The sequence below is a fragment of the Gammaproteobacteria bacterium genome, from assembly GCA_033720895.1.
Lineage (GTDB): Bacteria > Pseudomonadota > Gammaproteobacteria > Natronospirales > JAJUFS01 > JAWWBS01.
This window is the reverse complement of record JAWWBS010000056.1, coordinates 1-15,845: the sequence shown is the minus strand read 5'-3', so window position 1 is coordinate 15,845 and position 15,845 is coordinate 1. Positions and strand designations below refer to the sequence as shown.

At 57.4% G+C, this 15,845-nt stretch carries 15 protein-coding genes and 1 tRNA gene; 8 read left to right on the top strand and 8 right to left on the bottom strand.

Annotation, left to right across the window (positions count from 1 at the left end):
- From R3217_08540 to R3217_08520, 5 genes are all read right to left on the bottom strand, one after another.
- Positions 1-368, bottom strand: a 368-nt coding sequence (locus R3217_08540; GenBank protein MDX1455486.1) for an ectoine synthase, incomplete at its 3' end; no start/stop codon positions are given.
- Between the two features lie 92 nt (positions 369-460).
- Complete coding sequence (gene ectB / locus R3217_08535; protein MDX1455485.1) at positions 461-1,735, bottom strand: diaminobutyrate--2-oxoglutarate transaminase; 1,275 nt, start codon at positions 1,733-1,735, stop codon at positions 461-463.
- 54 nt (positions 1,736-1,789) lie between these two features.
- A complete protein-coding gene (ectA, locus tag R3217_08530) occupies positions 1,790-2,329 on the bottom strand; it encodes a diaminobutyrate acetyltransferase (protein MDX1455484.1) in 540 nt (179 codons plus the stop codon).
- A complete protein-coding gene (locus R3217_08525; protein MDX1455483.1) occupies positions 2,326-3,570 on the bottom strand; it encodes an aspartate kinase in 1,245 nt (414 codons plus the stop codon). Before R3217_08525 ends, ectA begins: the two co-directional genes overlap by 4 nt.
- A gap of 70 nt (positions 3,571-3,640) precedes the next feature.
- Positions 3,641-4,255 carry a MarR family transcriptional regulator gene (locus R3217_08520; protein MDX1455482.1) on the bottom strand — a complete coding sequence of 205 codons (615 nt, stop codon included), beginning with the start codon at positions 4,253-4,255 and terminating at the stop codon, positions 3,641-3,643.
- 326 nt (positions 4,256-4,581) lie between these two features.
- Between R3217_08520 and plsY the strand changes: the two genes are divergently transcribed.
- The 5 genes from plsY (at position 4,582) to R3217_08495 (ending at position 8,095) form a co-directional block, all read left to right on the top strand.
- The gene (gene plsY, locus R3217_08515; protein ID MDX1455481.1) at positions 4,582-5,223 is read left to right on the top strand and encodes a glycerol-3-phosphate 1-O-acyltransferase PlsY; all 642 of its coding nucleotides are present in this window, start codon (positions 4,582-4,584) and stop codon (positions 5,221-5,223) included.
- Positions 5,224-5,293: 70 nt separating this feature from the next.
- The gene (gene birA / locus R3217_08510) at positions 5,294-6,313 is read left to right on the top strand and encodes a bifunctional biotin--[acetyl-CoA-carboxylase] ligase/biotin operon repressor BirA (GenBank protein MDX1455480.1); all 1,020 of its coding nucleotides are present in this window, start codon (positions 5,294-5,296) and stop codon (positions 6,311-6,313) included.
- Positions 6,310-7,104 carry a type III pantothenate kinase gene (locus R3217_08505; protein MDX1455479.1) on the top strand — a complete coding sequence of 265 codons (795 nt, stop codon included), beginning with the start codon at positions 6,310-6,312 and terminating at the stop codon, positions 7,102-7,104. Before birA ends, R3217_08505 begins: the two co-directional genes overlap by 4 nt.
- Positions 7,101-7,970 (top strand): SPOR domain-containing protein, encoded by an 870-nt coding sequence (locus R3217_08500; GenBank protein ID MDX1455478.1) that lies wholly within the window; start codon positions 7,101-7,103, stop codon positions 7,968-7,970. The genes R3217_08505 and R3217_08500 overlap by 4 nt, the downstream gene beginning before the upstream one ends.
- A 49-nt stretch (positions 7,971-8,019) precedes the next feature.
- A tRNA-Thr gene (locus tag R3217_08495) sits at positions 8,020-8,095 on the top strand.
- A gap of 67 nt (positions 8,096-8,162) precedes the next feature.
- Here the strand turns inward: R3217_08495 and R3217_08490 are convergent.
- Positions 8,163-9,305 carry a DNA cytosine methyltransferase gene (locus tag R3217_08490; protein ID MDX1455477.1) on the bottom strand — a complete coding sequence of 381 codons (1,143 nt, stop codon included), beginning with the start codon at positions 9,303-9,305 and terminating at the stop codon, positions 8,163-8,165.
- Positions 9,306-9,328: 23 nt separating this feature from the next.
- Between R3217_08490 and R3217_08485 the strand changes: the two genes are divergently transcribed.
- Positions 9,329-9,586: a helix-turn-helix transcriptional regulator gene (locus R3217_08485; GenBank protein MDX1455476.1), complete on the top strand. Its 258-nt coding sequence runs from the start codon at positions 9,329-9,331 to the stop codon at positions 9,584-9,586.
- A complete protein-coding gene (locus R3217_08480; GenBank protein MDX1455475.1) occupies positions 9,564-10,634 on the top strand; it encodes a hypothetical protein in 1,071 nt (356 codons plus the stop codon). Before R3217_08485 ends, R3217_08480 begins: the two co-directional genes overlap by 23 nt.
- Positions 10,635-12,621: 1,987 nt before the next feature.
- Here the strand turns inward: R3217_08480 and R3217_08475 are convergent.
- Together R3217_08475 and R3217_08470 are read right to left on the bottom strand one after the other, a co-directional pair.
- Positions 12,622-13,809, bottom strand: coding sequence for a tyrosine-type recombinase/integrase (locus tag R3217_08475; GenBank protein ID MDX1455474.1), 1,188 nt, complete (start codon positions 13,807-13,809; stop codon positions 12,622-12,624).
- A 260-nt stretch (positions 13,810-14,069) separates the two neighbouring features.
- Positions 14,070-14,780, bottom strand: a complete 711-nt coding sequence (locus tag R3217_08470) for a hypothetical protein (GenBank protein ID MDX1455473.1) — start codon at positions 14,778-14,780, stop codon at positions 14,070-14,072.
- A 104-nt stretch (positions 14,781-14,884) separates the two neighbouring features.
- On the opposite strand from R3217_08470, the gene R3217_08465 reads away from it, so the two are divergent.
- Positions 14,885-15,845 (top strand): EAL domain-containing protein (locus R3217_08465; protein ID MDX1455472.1); only part of this gene is annotated, 961 nt, incomplete at its 3' end.

Sequence of the window (15,845 nt, the reverse complement as noted above, 5' to 3'; positions counted from 1 at the left end):
TCGTCGTGCACTTCCTTGCCAGAGACCGGCGGGTTGAACACGCAGACCATGCGCATGTGCGAACCCTTGTTGGCGCGCAGGATGTGCTTGTCGTTCTTGTCCAGGGCATAGATGGTCTCGGCTTCCAGCTGGTGCGTTTCGCCGGTGGCCTCGTCGTAGATCTCGCCCTTGCCCTCGGTCAGGTAGACCGCTTCCAGGTGGTTCTTGTAGTGCATGTGCAGTTCCGAACCCTCGTGGATGATGGTGTCGTGCACGGAATAGCCCATGCCGTCACTCTTCAGCAGCAGGCGGCGGCTGGTCCAGCCCTTGTCTTCACCACCCACTTCCTTGTCGGTTCCGATCAGGTCTTTCAGCTTGCGTACGATCATTGATGAATTCTCCAGTCATTGGTCATTGATGTCTTCAGCCAAAGAAAGACCGGGCAACCCCGGTCCTTCCAGCAGCGTCGGTCGAGCTTCGTTCAGGCCGCTTTCTTCTCGCGGCGCTCGATGACGGCCTTGGTGGCTTCGTGAATGATGTCGAGGCCCTTCTGCAGGTCCTCCTCGGAAATCGTCAGGCTGGGCAGCAGCTTCAGGACTTCGTCGTTGAAGCCGGCGTTCTCGATGATCAGCTTGTGCTTGAAGCATTCGCTGGCGATCTCGCCTGCCAGGTCGTCATCGGAAAAGCCGATGCCCAGCATCAGGCCACGACCGCGCACGTGAGCGCAGTACTTGTCGGCCAGGGCTGCGGTCTTTTCCAGCGACTTGATGGCCAGCTGGCTCTTGGCGCGAACGCTGGCAGCGAAGTCATCATTCGTCCAGAAGTCCAGCGCCTTGGTGGCGGACACGAAGGCCGGGTTGAAGCCGCGGAACGTGCCGTTGTGCTCGCCGGGAGCCCAGACGTCGTATTCCGGCTTGAAGAGCACCATGGCGAACGGCATGCCGTAACCCGACAGCGATTTCGACAGGGTGATGATGTCCGGCTTGATGCCGGCCTCTTCGAAGCTGAAGAAATGACCCGAGCGGCCGCAACCGATCTGGATGTCGTCGACGATCAACAGGATGTCGTGCTTCTTCAGCACTTCGGCGAGGCGCTTGATCCATTCCAGGCTGGCAGCGTTCACGCCACCTTCGCCCTGCACCGTCTCGATGATTGCAGCGGCCGGCTTGTCGATGCCGGAAGCGCCATCCGAGAGCATGGCGTCGATGTAATCGATGGTGTCCGTGCCCTTGCCAAGGTAGCCGTCGAACGGCATCGGCATGACATCGCTCAGCGTGACGCCGGCACCCTTGCGCTTGAAGGCGTTACCGGTAACGGCCAGCGAGCCCAGGGTCATGCCGTGGAAGCCGTTGGTGAATGACAGGATGTTTTCACGGCCGGTGACCTTGCGCGCCAGCTTCAGGGCAGCTTCGACGGCATTGGTGCCGGTCGGTCCCGGGAACTGGGCCTTGTATTCGCTCATGCCACGCGGTTCGAGGATCACTTCATAGAAGCGCTCGAGGAATTCGCGCTTGGCGGTCGAGTACATGTCCAGGCTGTGCGTGATGCCGTCGGACTTCAGGTAGTCGACAACGGCCTTCTGCATGTCGTCGTTGTTGTGGCCGTAGTTCAGCGCGCCGGCGCCTGCAAAGAAGTCGAGGTACTTGTTGCCCTCGGCATCGGTCAGCCAGGCACCCTTGGCGGTCGTGAATTCGACCGGGAAGGCGCGGCAGTAGCCGCGAACTTCGGATTCATATTTGTCGATTGAGTTACTCATGATTTCACCTTGCTTTGTCATTGCTTGAATCTGGATTCGTGGTGTCGTTCTGCGTCAGTTCTTCGGCAGCGGGCCGATACGGAACAGTTCTTCCGCGGCATGCTCTCCGCTTCCATCCGACGGGAACATGTCCGTCTTGAAGAAGTCGCTGACCGTGCACTCGGTATCGAGGTGTCGCGCAAAGCTCCTGAACAGGGCGCGCGATGGCTCGTTGTCGGTGGCCACGGTAGCGGTCACGAACTCGGCATCCTTGTTGGCGTCGAGCGTCGTCAGCTGGTTCAGCATGCGACGTGCCAGGCCCTGGCCGCGCAGTTTCGGGTGCGTGCCGATCTGCCAGACGAAAACCTGCTCGGGGTTCGCCGGCGGACGATAAGCCAGGATGAAGCCAGCGAGTTCGCCCTCGTCGAGCACGTCCGGGCATTCCGCCACCAGGCAGTGTGCGCCGAAGTGCTTGGCGAGGATCATGTAGGCGTAGGCAGTGTTCAGTTCCAGCACGCCGTGATCACGGACGAACTCGTACATCCTGGCGCCATCCATGTCAGTGGCCGCACGGAAGCTGATGTCGATATCCATCTTTTTCGCCGTGTCACTCATGCCACTTTCCTGTCTGCATTGCGCTCGGCCGAATCATCCACTTCCTTGGAACCCGGGGAAGGGACCGGCTCAAGAAAATGCGCGTGCAATACCTGCATTGCCTTGACGCGTTCGTCCTTCGGCAGGATCGTCGCGACTGCATGGCTCGAGCAGAAGGTGCGGCCGATATTGATGTCGTTGTCGGTCAGGACCTGTTCCACTTCGCTGCGGATGTCGGTGTCGCTGCCAATGTTCAGGCCGACGGCCGAGACCGATGCCAGCCCGGTTTCGACCCGGACGCTGTCATCGAGACCGTCCTCCAGCTCCCGACCCAGCGACTTGATGTCGGCGATTTCCTCGGTCGGCACGTAAAGGTCGCGGCGACCGTCTTCATGTTCGGCGACGAGGAAGGGATCGGCATCGCCGAGCAGCTTGTCCACCAGCTTGCAGGATTCGTCATCGTTGGCCGTGTTGATGCGCGCCAGTTCCTTCTGGCCGGCAATGCCCGTCACCGAAGTCTCGTGCTGGTTGGCATCGCGCGTGATCATGGTGCCCTGGCCGTCGTCGAAGGTGGAACGCGCGCGAACATCGAGGTCGCGCTTCCAGGCATATTCGACGGCGCGTGGATTCAGCACGGATGCACCGTGGCGCGCCAGCTCGAGCATCTCCTCGTGGTTCATCTCGTCGATCCGGGCCGCTTCCTCGACCACGCGCGGATCGGAGCTGAACACGCCATCGACGTCCGAGCAGATTTCGCAACGGCTGGCATCCAGTGCCGCAGCAATTGCCACGGCCGTCGTGTCCGAGCCGCCACGACCGAGCGTGGTGACCTCGCCGCGCGAGTTGACACCCTGGTAGCCGGCGACGATCACGATCTTGCCGCGACCGATCTCGCGCGCAACGCGATCGGGACGTACGTCCTTGATGCGCGCGTTGAAGTGGGTATCCGTGGTGTGGATGCCGCTCTGCGGACCGGTCAGTGAAATGGATTTCTCGCCCATCTCCTGGATGGCCATCGACAGCAGCGACATGGAAATGCGCTCGCCCGCCGACAGCAGCATGTCGAGTTCACGACGCGGCGGTGTCGGGGCGAGGTTGGTGGCAAGGTCCAACAGCTCGCTGGTGGTGTTCCCCATGGCGGAAACCACGGCTACGACATCGTGGCCTTCACGCTTGGTATCCACGATCTTGCGTGCGACCAGTCGCAGCCGCTCCTCGCTGGCTACCGAGGTGCCGCCAAATTTCATGACGATGGTACTCATCGTTGTACTACTCCCTTAATTGCTTGTGTTTCGTGCAGTTCGTTGTCTTGTCGTGCTGCCGTGGACGGCGTCACTTCGTGTTGTTGTGCTGCTGCCCGCTGTTGAGAAACGGCGACAGCGTGGTCGCTGGCAGGGGTGCGTCGGTGGCGTACAGGGGCGAATCCGCCATGTCCTGCGCTTCCATCATGTCGACGATCTTTGCCAGCACCTCATCGATTTCGTCCTGTTCGTCTTCCGAGAGCTGCTCGAGGCGGCGCAGGAAGGTTTCATGCAAAGGTGGCGGCATCTGCTCGACCTGCTGCTCGCCGGCCGGGGTCAGGGCGATCACGACCTTGCGCTTGTCTTCCTGGCTGCGCTCGCGCGTGACCAGGCCGCGCTTCTCGAGGCGATCAACGATGCCGGTGATGGTGGCAGGGGAGAGCGAAATGCGCTTCGCCAGCTCGCCCGGGGTCATGCTGCCGTGCTTCAAAAGCTGTCGGACACAGACCAGCTGCGGGCCGGTCAGGCTGTAGCGCAGTGCCAGGTAGCGGGAATACAGGTCGACGGCGCGGATGATCCGGCGCAGCGAGGCCAGGATGCGTTCATCGCAGCCGTCGCCCGTGGTCAGGGCCTCACCGATGGCGCTGTCAAAAGCGCTGTCTGCTGCCGTCGCGGTAGCGTCAGCAGGTGTGTCTGTCTGATTCATTTCGTTCATTGCCTTGCGCTTCTACTGGTGGGGTGTTTTCGGCGTCTACATCAGCCTGATAACCCCGGTTACGGCCGCGAGGCCGCTAATGGCGGCTTCTTTGGGCCGATTTTGCTATGGGCACAAATATTTTGCGTCCAAATCTTTTGCTATCGTAACAAATGCGGATGGGTGCCGCAAACTCTTTTGTGCCCAAAAGAATTGGCCCGGCGCCCGGAAATGGCAGGCAGGCGGTGGGATGGCGTCCCGGGCGCAGCCGCTCCGGGGCGGCGGAGGCTGCTACAATGCGGCCCACAAGCCATGCGTGATAATCAGGGGATGAAGGCATGATTGAACTCCTTATCAAGGCACTGCTCAGCTACCTGCTGGGCTCGATCAACGGTGCGCTCTTGCTGGGGCGTCTCAAGGGCATCGATATTCGGGAAATGGGTTCCGGCAATGCGGGCGGCACCAATGCCCTGCGCACCCAGGGCAAGGGTTTTGCCTTGGCCACGATGGTGATCGACGTCGGCAAGGGCGTGCTGGCCGTACTGCTGGTGGCGTCCCTGCCGCTGCCGCTGGTTCCCGAGGCCGCATTCCACCCTGACTGGATCGCCGCCGCCTGTGGCGCCGCGGCCATGCTGGGTCACTGCTTCCCGGTGTTCTACGGCTTCCGTGGCGGCAAGGGAATGGCGACGTTTCTCGGTGTACTCGCCGCCGTCTCATGGCCCTTGCTGGTTCTCGCCCTGATCGTGTTTGCACTGGTCATCATGCTGACCGGCTACGTGAGCCTTGCAACCATGCTTGCTGCTGCGGCCGTGCCGGCGTATGTGCTGCTGATTTTCGGCTTCGGTCCCTTGCTGGCATTCGGTGCTTTCATGGCCGTGTTCATTGCCTGGACACACCGCGGCAATATCCAGCGCCTGAAGGCGGGTACGGAGGATCGCTTCGAGAAGGCCATGATCCTGCGACGCCTGATTGGCGAGTAAGCGGCGTCCTTGCCGCAGGGTGATGCCAGCTTGCTGAGGTCCGCATCCGAGGTCGATTCGTGGACTGGCCGTGGCCGAGTCTGACGGCCGCCTGCCTGCAACGCGCCGCCGCCTGCTGGGCTTGTTGGCGGATGGCGATTTCCATTCCGGCAAGGACCTCGGTGCGCAACTGGGCTTGTCCCGGGGTGCGATCTGGAAACACATCCAGGCGCTCGAGTCGCTCGGCCTCGATGTCTTCCGCGTGCCGGGTCGAGGCTACCGCCTGGCTCGCCCGCTGGAATTGCTGGACGCAGCAGCGATTCTCGACGCCTTGCCGGCCGAGCAGCGCCAGCGCATCGATTTGAACCTGCTCGATACGACCGCCTCGACCAACGCCTGGCTGGTGGCGCGAGCGTCATCGGCTTCGAACCGCATTGCTGTCTGCCTGGCCGAACACCAGAGTGGCGGTCGTGGGCGGCGCGGTCGGCAGTGGGTCTCACCCTTTGGACGCAATCTCTACCTTTCCGTGGACTGGCCCTTTGCCTCCCTGCCAAGGGATTTTTCAGCCTTGTCCCTGCTGGTCGGCCTGGCGGTCCAGCAGGCCATCGAGGCCCTGGGTGTCGATGGCGTTCGACTCAAGTGGCCGAATGACCTGCTGGCTGCAATGCCTGACCAGCCGCTGCGCAAGCTGGGGGGCATCCTCCTGGAGATGCGGGGCGAACCTCCCGGGCCCTGCCATGTGGTTATCGGCATCGGCATCAATGTCGCCATGCCGGAACGCGGCGACGTCGCTGCCAGCATTGACCAGCCCTGGATCAACCTGGATGCGCTTGCCGATAGCGGCGTCGACCGCTCGAGTCTGGCCGGGAAGGTTCTGGCAGAATTGCTTCGCCTGTTGCCGGAATTCGAAACGAGGGGCTTCGCGCCGTTCAAGCAGGCCTGGGAGTCGGTCGATGCGTTCGCCGGCTGCAACGTCGATATCATCGACGGCGATCGCCGGACAAGCGGTGTGGCCCGCGGCGTCAGCGAGCAGGGTGCCTTGTTGCTCGACACGGGCAATGGCATTGAAAGAATAGTGGTCGGGGATGTCAGCATGCGGAGCAGTTCATGAAATTGTTGCTGGACCTGGGGAACACCAGCCTGAAGTGGGCATTGCATGATGGCAGCGCTTTCTGCCAGCAGGGCTTCGTGCCGCATGCGAATGCCAATGCCGCCGACCTGGCCAAGGCGCTCGTCGCCGCCGTGGAGGCGGCGGCCCCCGGCACTGCGGTCGAGACGTGTGCGGTGGCTGCTGTGCATGCCGATGAATGGCATGGCGCCATCGCTGCTGCGGTGCGCGAGCATTTTGGCGCTGATGCCTGGTTTGCCTCGGTAGAGCGCGAAGCCCTGGGCGTGTCCTGCGCCTACCCGGAGCCAGGGCGACTGGGTGTGGACCGCTGGCTGGCCATCCTGGCGGCAAAGGTCCTTGGTCGCGATCTTGCCAGCGAGCGGTCGGGCGCGCTGGTCGTCGATTGCGGCTCGGCGATTACCATCGACCTGCTCGCCGGGGATGGGCGTCACCGGGGTGGACAGATCACCGCCGGAATCGAGATGATGCGCCGAGCCTTGAGCAGCAATACACAACGCATTCCGGAGCAGGAGCGCATGGAAGGATTGATCAGCAGCCTGGCCGACAATACCCGCGACGCCGTGGCCGCTGGCACCCATGCCGCGGCGCTGGGCTTCGTGCAGCAGGCAATCGATCGCGCCGTGGCCAGTGAGAGCCCGGGGCGTGTCTTGCTGACGGGCGGCGACGCGCCCTTGCTGCTGCCGGAACTGGTCGTTCCCGAGACCGTGCAGCTGGAGCATCGACCGCTGTTGGTGCTCGAGGGCCTGCTGGCGCTCGCGGAGGTTCGGTCATGAGGCTGCTGTTGCTGCTGTTGCTGCTCGCCAACGCCGTCGTGTTTGCCTGGTTCGGCCTGCTGAATTCCACCGAGGAGCAGTTGCCGGGCAATCGCTTGCCCGTCGATCCTGGGCAGCCGCTGGTGCTGCTCGGGGAGGCTGCCACGGCCGATGACCTCGCGGCGCCGATGGAAGACGATGGCGCGATTCTTGCCGAGGCCGCTGGCTCCGACGACCAGCCGGCAGCAAGTGACAACACGTCGGGCGACACCGATTCGGCTGCGACGGCGCTGGAGCCCGCCGTGGCGGCAGCGGGCGACAGCGAACCGGTGGAATTGAACTGCGCACTGCTTGGTCCGCTGAACGAGGAATCGTCCGCCGAGCTGCTGGTCAAGCGGCTGCTCGAGCTCGGTTACGTTCCGGAGCTGCGCTCGGAAGGCGGTCAGATCAAGACCGGCTACTGGGTGCACCTGCCACCGTTCGAGGATCGTGATGCGGCCAAGGACACCGAAGAGCAGCTGCGGAACCGCGGCGTTAAGGACCTGTTCATCGTCACCGGCGAAGAGAACCTGAACGCTATATCGCTGGGCCTGTTCAGCAGCGTCGAGCGGGCAGACCAGCGTGCGGCAGAAATCGGCCGCCTGGGCTTCAATCCGCGCATCTCCGAACGTTTCAGGGATGCCACGGTATACACTGTGCGTATCCGGGAGTTGCCGGGTGCGGACCTCACGCCGGAGGCGCTGGGCGCGTTGGGGCCGGGTGAGATCCTGCCGGAAATCACGCCCGTCAACTGCGAGGATGACAGCGTGATCGGGCGCGATGACGGGCCGGCAGCTGATGCCGGGTCCGGGCAGCCGGGGGAGCCCGGCAGCGGGGGTGGCCAGTGATTGCCAGTCCCGGCGCCAGCGCCTAGAATGCGCGCCCTGCACGAACAATGCCGGTATAGCTCAGTTGGTAGAGCAACTGATTTGTAATCAGTAGGTCCCGGGTTCGACTCCTGGTGCCGGCACCATTAAAACAAAGGGGTTAGCACTTAATGCTAACCCCAAGTTATTTCTAGATTGGAAATAGGCTGGCTCTCAAATCGCGAGTTCCAAATTATCACCTGTTTCTATCTCGTATTCGAGATTGCCGTTCAGCATATCGTTTAGTCCACGTGCGACGGCTTCGGCTAAACCACAAGGAACCGCGTTTCCTAGTTGACAGAAAACTTTGCTCTGCGGCCCTTTGAATATGTAGTCGATAGGAAATGTCTGAATTCGTACAGCTTCATCTATAGTTAAACGTCGCAGATGCTTGGGTGTGTCGTGCATGCTATAGGGTTTACCGCCTTCCATTAAATGGGCATGGTAGCTTTCGACCCAGCTTGGAGCATTATCAAAAAGATGGTTCTCGTCGATAATTGGTGTTCGGTTTCCCCCCATGCTTGCGGGCAAGGTGCTCGACCAGCCGTCCGGATTAAGCGGTCGACCCTGGCCGTTGAATAGCATCCCTGCATATGGAGATTTACGCAGCACCGGTTTTGCAGCCAGAGTTACTTTCGCGTTGCAAGTTCGACTATTCGAATCGCTACCAGCTCGCCCCAACGGCTTGATCACGTCGCGCAATGTCGGTGCGGATTTCCGATAATTATCGATAGCGCGAAGCGATAACGCATATGCGTCTTGTTGAACACCTACAAAGAAGACCCTTTCTCTGCCTTGGGGAACGCCAAAGTCTTTAGCGTTTAGGATTCTGGCTTCAACTTTATATCCGGCTTCCTCAAAATCTTTCAGCAACTGTTGACGCACATCGCGAAACTTCTCAAGTGTTCCGAGGCTCTTCACGTTTTCCATTACAAAGGCCTTTGGGCGTAACGCTGCCACAGTCTTAGAAAATGCAAATACCAACTTGCTCCTTTCATCATTAGGATCCATGCGTCCCGCGACGGAGAATCCTTGGCATGGAGGCCCCCCGATTACGACATCAACCCCTTTGAAACTACTTAAGGTCTTTGTGTGTTCTTCAATCGGGCCTTGCAGAACATCCGTCTTAGGGTGATTGGCGCGATAGGTTTCGCAAGCGTGTGGATCCAACTCATTTGCCGCCAAAATTTCGAAGCCGGCGTTCTGAAATCCGATATCTAGGCCGCCTGCGCCAGTAAAGAGGGAAACTACAGTCCGCATTTCTATTTCCTCGAAATATTCCAAATTCGAATAATTTCCGTCATAGTACAGAATCATTTCTACTTGCGCACCAGAAAATTATGACTTCACACCGAGTAGCCGAACTTATTGCTCTCGAAAGACTGAGGCTTGGCCTTTCCCAGGCGGAACTGGCGCTTCGAGCGGGGCTTACGCAACCCGACCTATCAAAGGTGGAGCGCGGAGATCGGAAATTATCCGCTGAGGAATTTCTTGCCCTTCTCAGAGCCTTGCGTTTCACCGACAATCCCACTCTTCAGCGTCGAATTTACGCATTGCTGGAAGTGGGGGTGGTTGATGGCAGTAGCGGAGAGGAATGAAAGGGTAAAGGAAATCATCAGCGGATGGTTGGAAGAAGCCGAGGCTATCGTGGAATCTGGGCAATTGCCTGATGTAGATGACGACCTGCGCCAGACCCTTGAGCAGCTCATTCCAATTTCTGTTATGGGATTTCGGGGAATTCCCATGGTTGCAATGGTAGGCATCGAGTTGGATGAAACATATGTGCCTTTACCTGGTTTTTACGCATGCAACCCCCGACCCTTGTTTGAGGAAGGGATTCATGGAGTCCTGCAAGAGCACAAAATTCCTTGTGGAAAGTCTGATCCACTAAATGTTGCCAAAAACAGCGATTTAACCGAAGAGTGGGCGCGTGGGAAACGTCCCGAATCTGCTGCGCTCGCTGTTCTAAAATTTCTTCGTAATTACATCGATAACCCGAATGATCGAGCACGTCTTCGTCGGGCATTCTTCGTCAGACTGATCCAGTATCGAGATCAAATCGCGGAGACAACAGTGGTTCAGCCTGAAATTGAAGGTGAAAGTAACGGAGCATTGGCGACAAAATTGATCAAGTTTGCCTTGGAATTTCCTGAAGCTGGCGCGGTACCTCAGTTCCTGGTCGGCGCGATATTGGAAGTTATTCACAAATCATCGGAACTTTGTGTATGCGGCGCCGATGAAAGCGTTTTCGGAACTAACACAACGGGAAAAAAACCAGCAGATATTTGGCTTGAAAGGGATGGTGCTGTGGAATCTCTATTTGAGGTAACGGTGAAGGTGGTTAACAAAAAGCGCCTTACTGATTCTGTAGAGGCCTTATTCGCAATGAACCTCAAAGATCTTCCCTTAACATTCGTTTGCCGGATCCCAGAAGATACCCGATCCTTGGAGTTGGATGAGTCTGGGTCAATTGAAATCTCTGGAAAGCAAGTTGATTTTGTAGATTTCGGTTCTTTCATACGGAGCCAATTGTCCGTCTTGAGTAGAAGCGCTAGTGAAGCATTAACCGTTCGATTAAGTGAGTTCGTAAATGACCACAATCGCAAAGAAAAGACGCGCCAAGGTTGGAATGAAATTTTTAGTTAATCCTGTCTGCACTGATTGCTAGTTCTTTGGCCTAGCTTCTGGGCTCTGTCGAAATAGCCACGTCAGCTATGGCCTTATTTCCCTGCCAGTAGCTCGCTGGTCAGCGTTAGGCTGGGTATAAGCAGGTCCCACCCTCTATGTGGCTAAAAATTACCCAGGCCCCTAGAGGTTTCTAGTGCGAATTAGGCTTTGGTTAGAGGCGAGATCGGGGCGGGGTATAGGGATTCCCCTGGGGCAGCGGTAATGTGGCCTGAGAATGGCCCTGGCTGGGTCTAGCGGGTAAACAATCGACGATACGTGGATCCCATGTCTATTCGCTTCCCTGGTCATCGCTACGAGCCAACAGATCAGTGCGAGCCTACCAGGTCAGATCGTCTTATCCATCCAATTGAGTATTACAGCCCTTATCTGGCGCTAGTCATTAATTACTTCTATCAATTCCAAACCAATATTATTGGACCTACTTTCACCCCTTATTAGGGAAAGTTTGAATGTACGGCACCACTTGGAGTCGGGGATGGTGATTCTTCTTGGGATCCTTTCAAGGTGCTTATCTTCTAGGATGTCGTCTGTGGCTATCATGCGCCATGAGATGGTTGTTCTATCATTTTGAGCTTTCAGCCTGGCCGACGAAAGCAGTTCCGCAACCTCCTCATCAAGGAGGGGCGCTAGGTTTGGGGCGCTCCTGAAGAAATCCCTTTGTTCGAAAAGTGTTGGGCTGCCTGAATCAACTCTGGGGAATGGCAGATCATAATTGGACAGCCAAAAAGCAATCATTCGTGCCGAAGAGTATGACGCTTCTTTCAAGCAGGACATGATTCTCTCGGAAAGTAGCTCGCAATATCGGAGCGCCTGAGCATATCTCCGAGTCCTCTTGGCGGACTCCGATCTATCCCATGATTTTTTCCCTGGGCTGGGTGCAACCATGGCTTTGGTTCTCTTTGGTTCTCTTTGGTTCTCTTTGGCTCTTTCTTCAGCCCTGCCATTCTTCGACTAAAGAACTTTATTAGTCGCTCTTGGCTAAAGTCTTTGAACAGAAGATTATCAAACACAATGTTCGTTAATTTTTTCTTGTCCCTTTGTATGTTCGCTAATTGAGAGAGCATCAAAGACTTTCCCGGGGGAACTCGCATAGAGACTTGCAGCCTCAATACTTGGCCACGCGCTGATTTCCGCTTTGGCTCGGCGATGTAGGTCGTCATCCTCCTTCGCGTTGATCGGTTCCCGATGTATAAGGTTTTCTCGTAGTTCAACAATCCTTTCCGGTTGTAAGGTATTGCTGCGTGTCTCCATATTGCGGTTAATAGTCTTTCTAATGTCTCTGGCGCGGAAGATAGTTCGATCGCAACTTCGTACCAGCGCACAGTTCCATACTCCATCTTGGAGTTTTCAAGTTGGCCTAGAAAGTCTGAGTTCACTCCGGCATGGTTGATTCGAAAGTTCCAGCCTCTAGGAATGCGTTTGATCCACCCGTAATTATTTCGGAGTAACTGCCGCCCCTCGATGGTTGCCCCGCCGCGAAGCAATGGGGACAAGCCATCGAGAGGAATCCAGGTCGGATAGAGTTGTGCAAAGTCGATGTATACATCGTGGACTGAGCACTCCTGAAATAGCCGCTGAAGTTCGTTGATATCGCCGAACTCAGTCATTAGAAAAACGCGCGGCTCGTTGGACGCGGCGATCCTCTATGAATTGTTTCAGCTCTCCAATTTCGTATCTAACCGAGCGTCCAAATTTCAAATAGCTCGGAGGCATTCCCTGTAGTCGCGCTCGTCTTAGCCATGAAACTGAAACTGAGAGAATTTCAGCGGCTTCTATTTCTTTGACTAAGCGTGAGTCGCCCAGGCGGCTCTTATTGAGATTCTTCGGTGTGTGAATCATGTCGAATACTCCATTTGTATCGAATTCACACACCTAGTTACCCAGTAAGAATTGCAGTCAGTCGCTAAAAATGGCAAAAAAGTCTCATATTAAGATCACGAGTAACTCAAGTTGCTGTTTTAAATGGCAAAATATTTTTTGAAAAATTTTGCATTTGGTCTGAAATTCGCCCCATTTGCTCTCGCAACTGCTGGATCGAGGGGTTCACGTAGCCGAAAGTGACGTCGTCGCTGGTGGAGTGATTCAGTAGGCGTTTCAGCGTGTACACCGGAACGGAAATTGATTCAGCAACAGTGGCAAAAGTCCTTCGAAGGTCGTGGATGGTGAATTCGATACCAGTCTCGCGGACAGCTTCTGAAACCCAGCTCCTTGGGTCTTTGATATGTTCTCGATTCGATCTACCTGGGAATACCCAAGGCGATCGCATCTGGATTCCGGCGCGGCGTTCGAAGATCTCTTTGATAATCGCCGTCATCGGCAACGAATGGTCCTTGTGGTTCTTGGTTTCCCGAACCGTAAACTGAAACAGCCCCAGATCTACATCTTCCCATCTGAGCCGACAGAGCTCGTTTCGTCTCAACCCCGTCAGAAGGCCCAGAAGCAGGAAGTCACAGGCGTCTTGGCTACACCTGTTTTGGACTACTTCAATCCAGTCAGGAAGTTCGTGGAAAGGAATAGTTCTTGTTTTGCGCGTTGCCTTGAACCAAGCCTTACGAGAACTGAGAACATGCACGGGGTTCTGGATTGGTAGTTCGGGATGCTCTCGAAGCGTGAAGTTGAACATGGCTCGCAGGAATCGCATGGAGAGGTTCGCCCACGCTTCTCCATGCCGCTCCCCAAGGCGCCTGTGGCGTGTAGCGACCATCTCCTGACTGATGGACTCGAGCTCGCGGGGAAGCCAGTCTTTGAACGCAGTATCCCTGGCTCGGGTGTAATCCCGCCTGGTAGTTTCACGGAGCTTGCGGGTGCCAAGATATGCATTTATCGCTTGTTCAAGCGTAATTGAGAGGGCTTCGCGGCGTCGGTGATCCAGGTTGGGGTTGGTGCCTCTCTGCATCATGAGCAGAGCCGCCTTTGCTTCAAGTCTGGCTTCTTGTGCCGTCAGGACAGGGTATCTGCCCAGTGTGACCGTAACTGGACGGCCTTTGATGTCTCGCCGGGCGATGAAAGCTTTGGATCGACTGCCAACCCTTAGCCCAAACCCTTTGAGCTCCGTATCGAAGTAAGTCGTCTGACCCTTCGACGAGAACCTGACAGTTTCCACAAAGCTCTTCGTGATTTTAGCAACGGCCATAAATCCTCCTAGGCAGGCCATAAGCTGGTGCCTGCTTCTTTGTTACGGGGATTCATGTATAGCCACGAACACACGCGAAATCACGCAACTCATTGAAAGTGTGGCACTTTCTAGTCCTCCTGAGCATTCTTGTGCAACTAAGCGCACTCCGTTGGTTCCGGATTTGTAATCAGTAGGTCCCGGGTTCGACTCCTGGTGCCGGCACCAATGAAAAAGCCCCGCAACTGCGGGGCTTTGTCGTTTCAGCTTCGCCGGTACGTTCAGCCGTTCGATGCCTTCTTGAGCTCCTTCAGGTCGATATCTTCGAACTCGCAAAGCTGGCGCGTCGCCTCTTCCATGATGGCGCGAGCCTGACCGGTGGCGCGGTACAGCATGTTATGGATCTTCGCATCTTCCTCGCTGCGGTTCTCACAGTGCTTCGAATAGTTCTCGAAGTTGTTCAGGGCGATCACCAGGTGGGAAATCTGGTTCGGGCATTCGCAATCCACGGCAGAGGCCACGGTCTGCAGCATCGTCAGGTCCGTGTCGGAATAGATGCGCTTCGGCGGCGTGGTCTCCGGGATGATCGAGTCTGCGGCAGGCGTCGACCCGGAAGAGCTGCCGTCACCCTTCATCAGGTCGCGCACGATCAGGTTCAGCATCATCGCTTTCAGGTCGCGCACGGCGACCGGGGAACGCACCATCTGGCGGTTGCCCTGGGCCAGGTGGTCGATCAGCGAGGACTTGGCGAAGTCATAGACGATCACCACGGATTCCGGCTGGAAGTCCGCTTCCAGCTGCGTCACGGTCTTGACCGGGTCGTCGCCCAGCAGTTTGAGGTCGACGATCATGACGTCAGGCGAGGTCTCCGCCTCTTTCAGTGATTTGAGCAGCGAGGAGAGGTTGTCGGCGGCAGCCGCCACCTTGAGGTTCTTGCCCTCTTCCAGGATGTCGGTGGGCAGGGTGCTGTGCAGGATAGCGAGATTAACCATGATGTAGTGCTCCATGTGGCCTTGGATTTAGTTCGTTGACGTACTATTCCACAAGAACTATTATTATACAAGACCTATACAAAACAGGGCTGAGGGCCAAAATAATGACTGGAACTTGTACAGCTTGTACTGGATCACAGCGCCTGACCGCTGATGCCGATCGGCTGGTGCTGTCCTGGACCTTCGAGCATGCGGCCGGCGCCGTGCTCAACTGGTTGAAGCGGGCCGGTCTCGACCATGAGCGGTTGGCACCCGATGTTATCAGTGTCAGCTTGAGCGACCAGTCGCCGGCGGCGGCGCTTGGCAGCATGAAGGAGGAGCTGGATTCGGCTGCCGTGGCCAACCTGCAGGGCATGCTGGTGAAGGGTGATGCTGCGCTGAGCGCCGCCATGTTCGCGCGGATGAGGCCCATGCAGGTCCTGGTTGGCCTGTCGCGAGCCGAGTGGTTGCTGGATTGCTTGGAGCAAGACCAGCTGACCGTGCACTTCCAGCCGATTGTCCAGGCCAGCGACACGAGCGAGGTGTTCGCTCACGAGTGCTTGCTGCGGGCCCATGGTGCCGACGGCGAGCTGATCGGTGCGGGCGACATCTTTGCCGCTGCGACCGCCGCTGACCTGATGTTCCAGGTCGACCGGACCGCGCGGCTGGCGGCCATCCGGGAGATATCGAAGCGAAATTACCGGCGGCCGGTTTTCATCAACTTCAACCCGACGGCGGTCTACGACCCCAATTTCTGCCTGCGCACCACCATTGCGGCGGCGCAGCAGAGCGGCCTGGAGATGGACCAGTTTGTCTTCGAGATCGTGGAGTCTTCGGCGATCGAGGACACCGAGCGTTTGAAGGACATCCTCACCTATTACCGACGCGCCGGTTGCCGGGTGGCGCTGGATGACCTCGGGGCGGGGTATTCCAGCCTGAACCTGTTGGCCAACCTGCGGCCTGATTTCGTCAAGTTCGACCGTGAGCTGATCGATGGCATTGCCGAGGATGACTTCAAGCAGGTGATGTTGCGCAAACTCCTGGAGCTTGCCCGGGAGCTGGAGATCCTGACCATTGCCGAGGGTA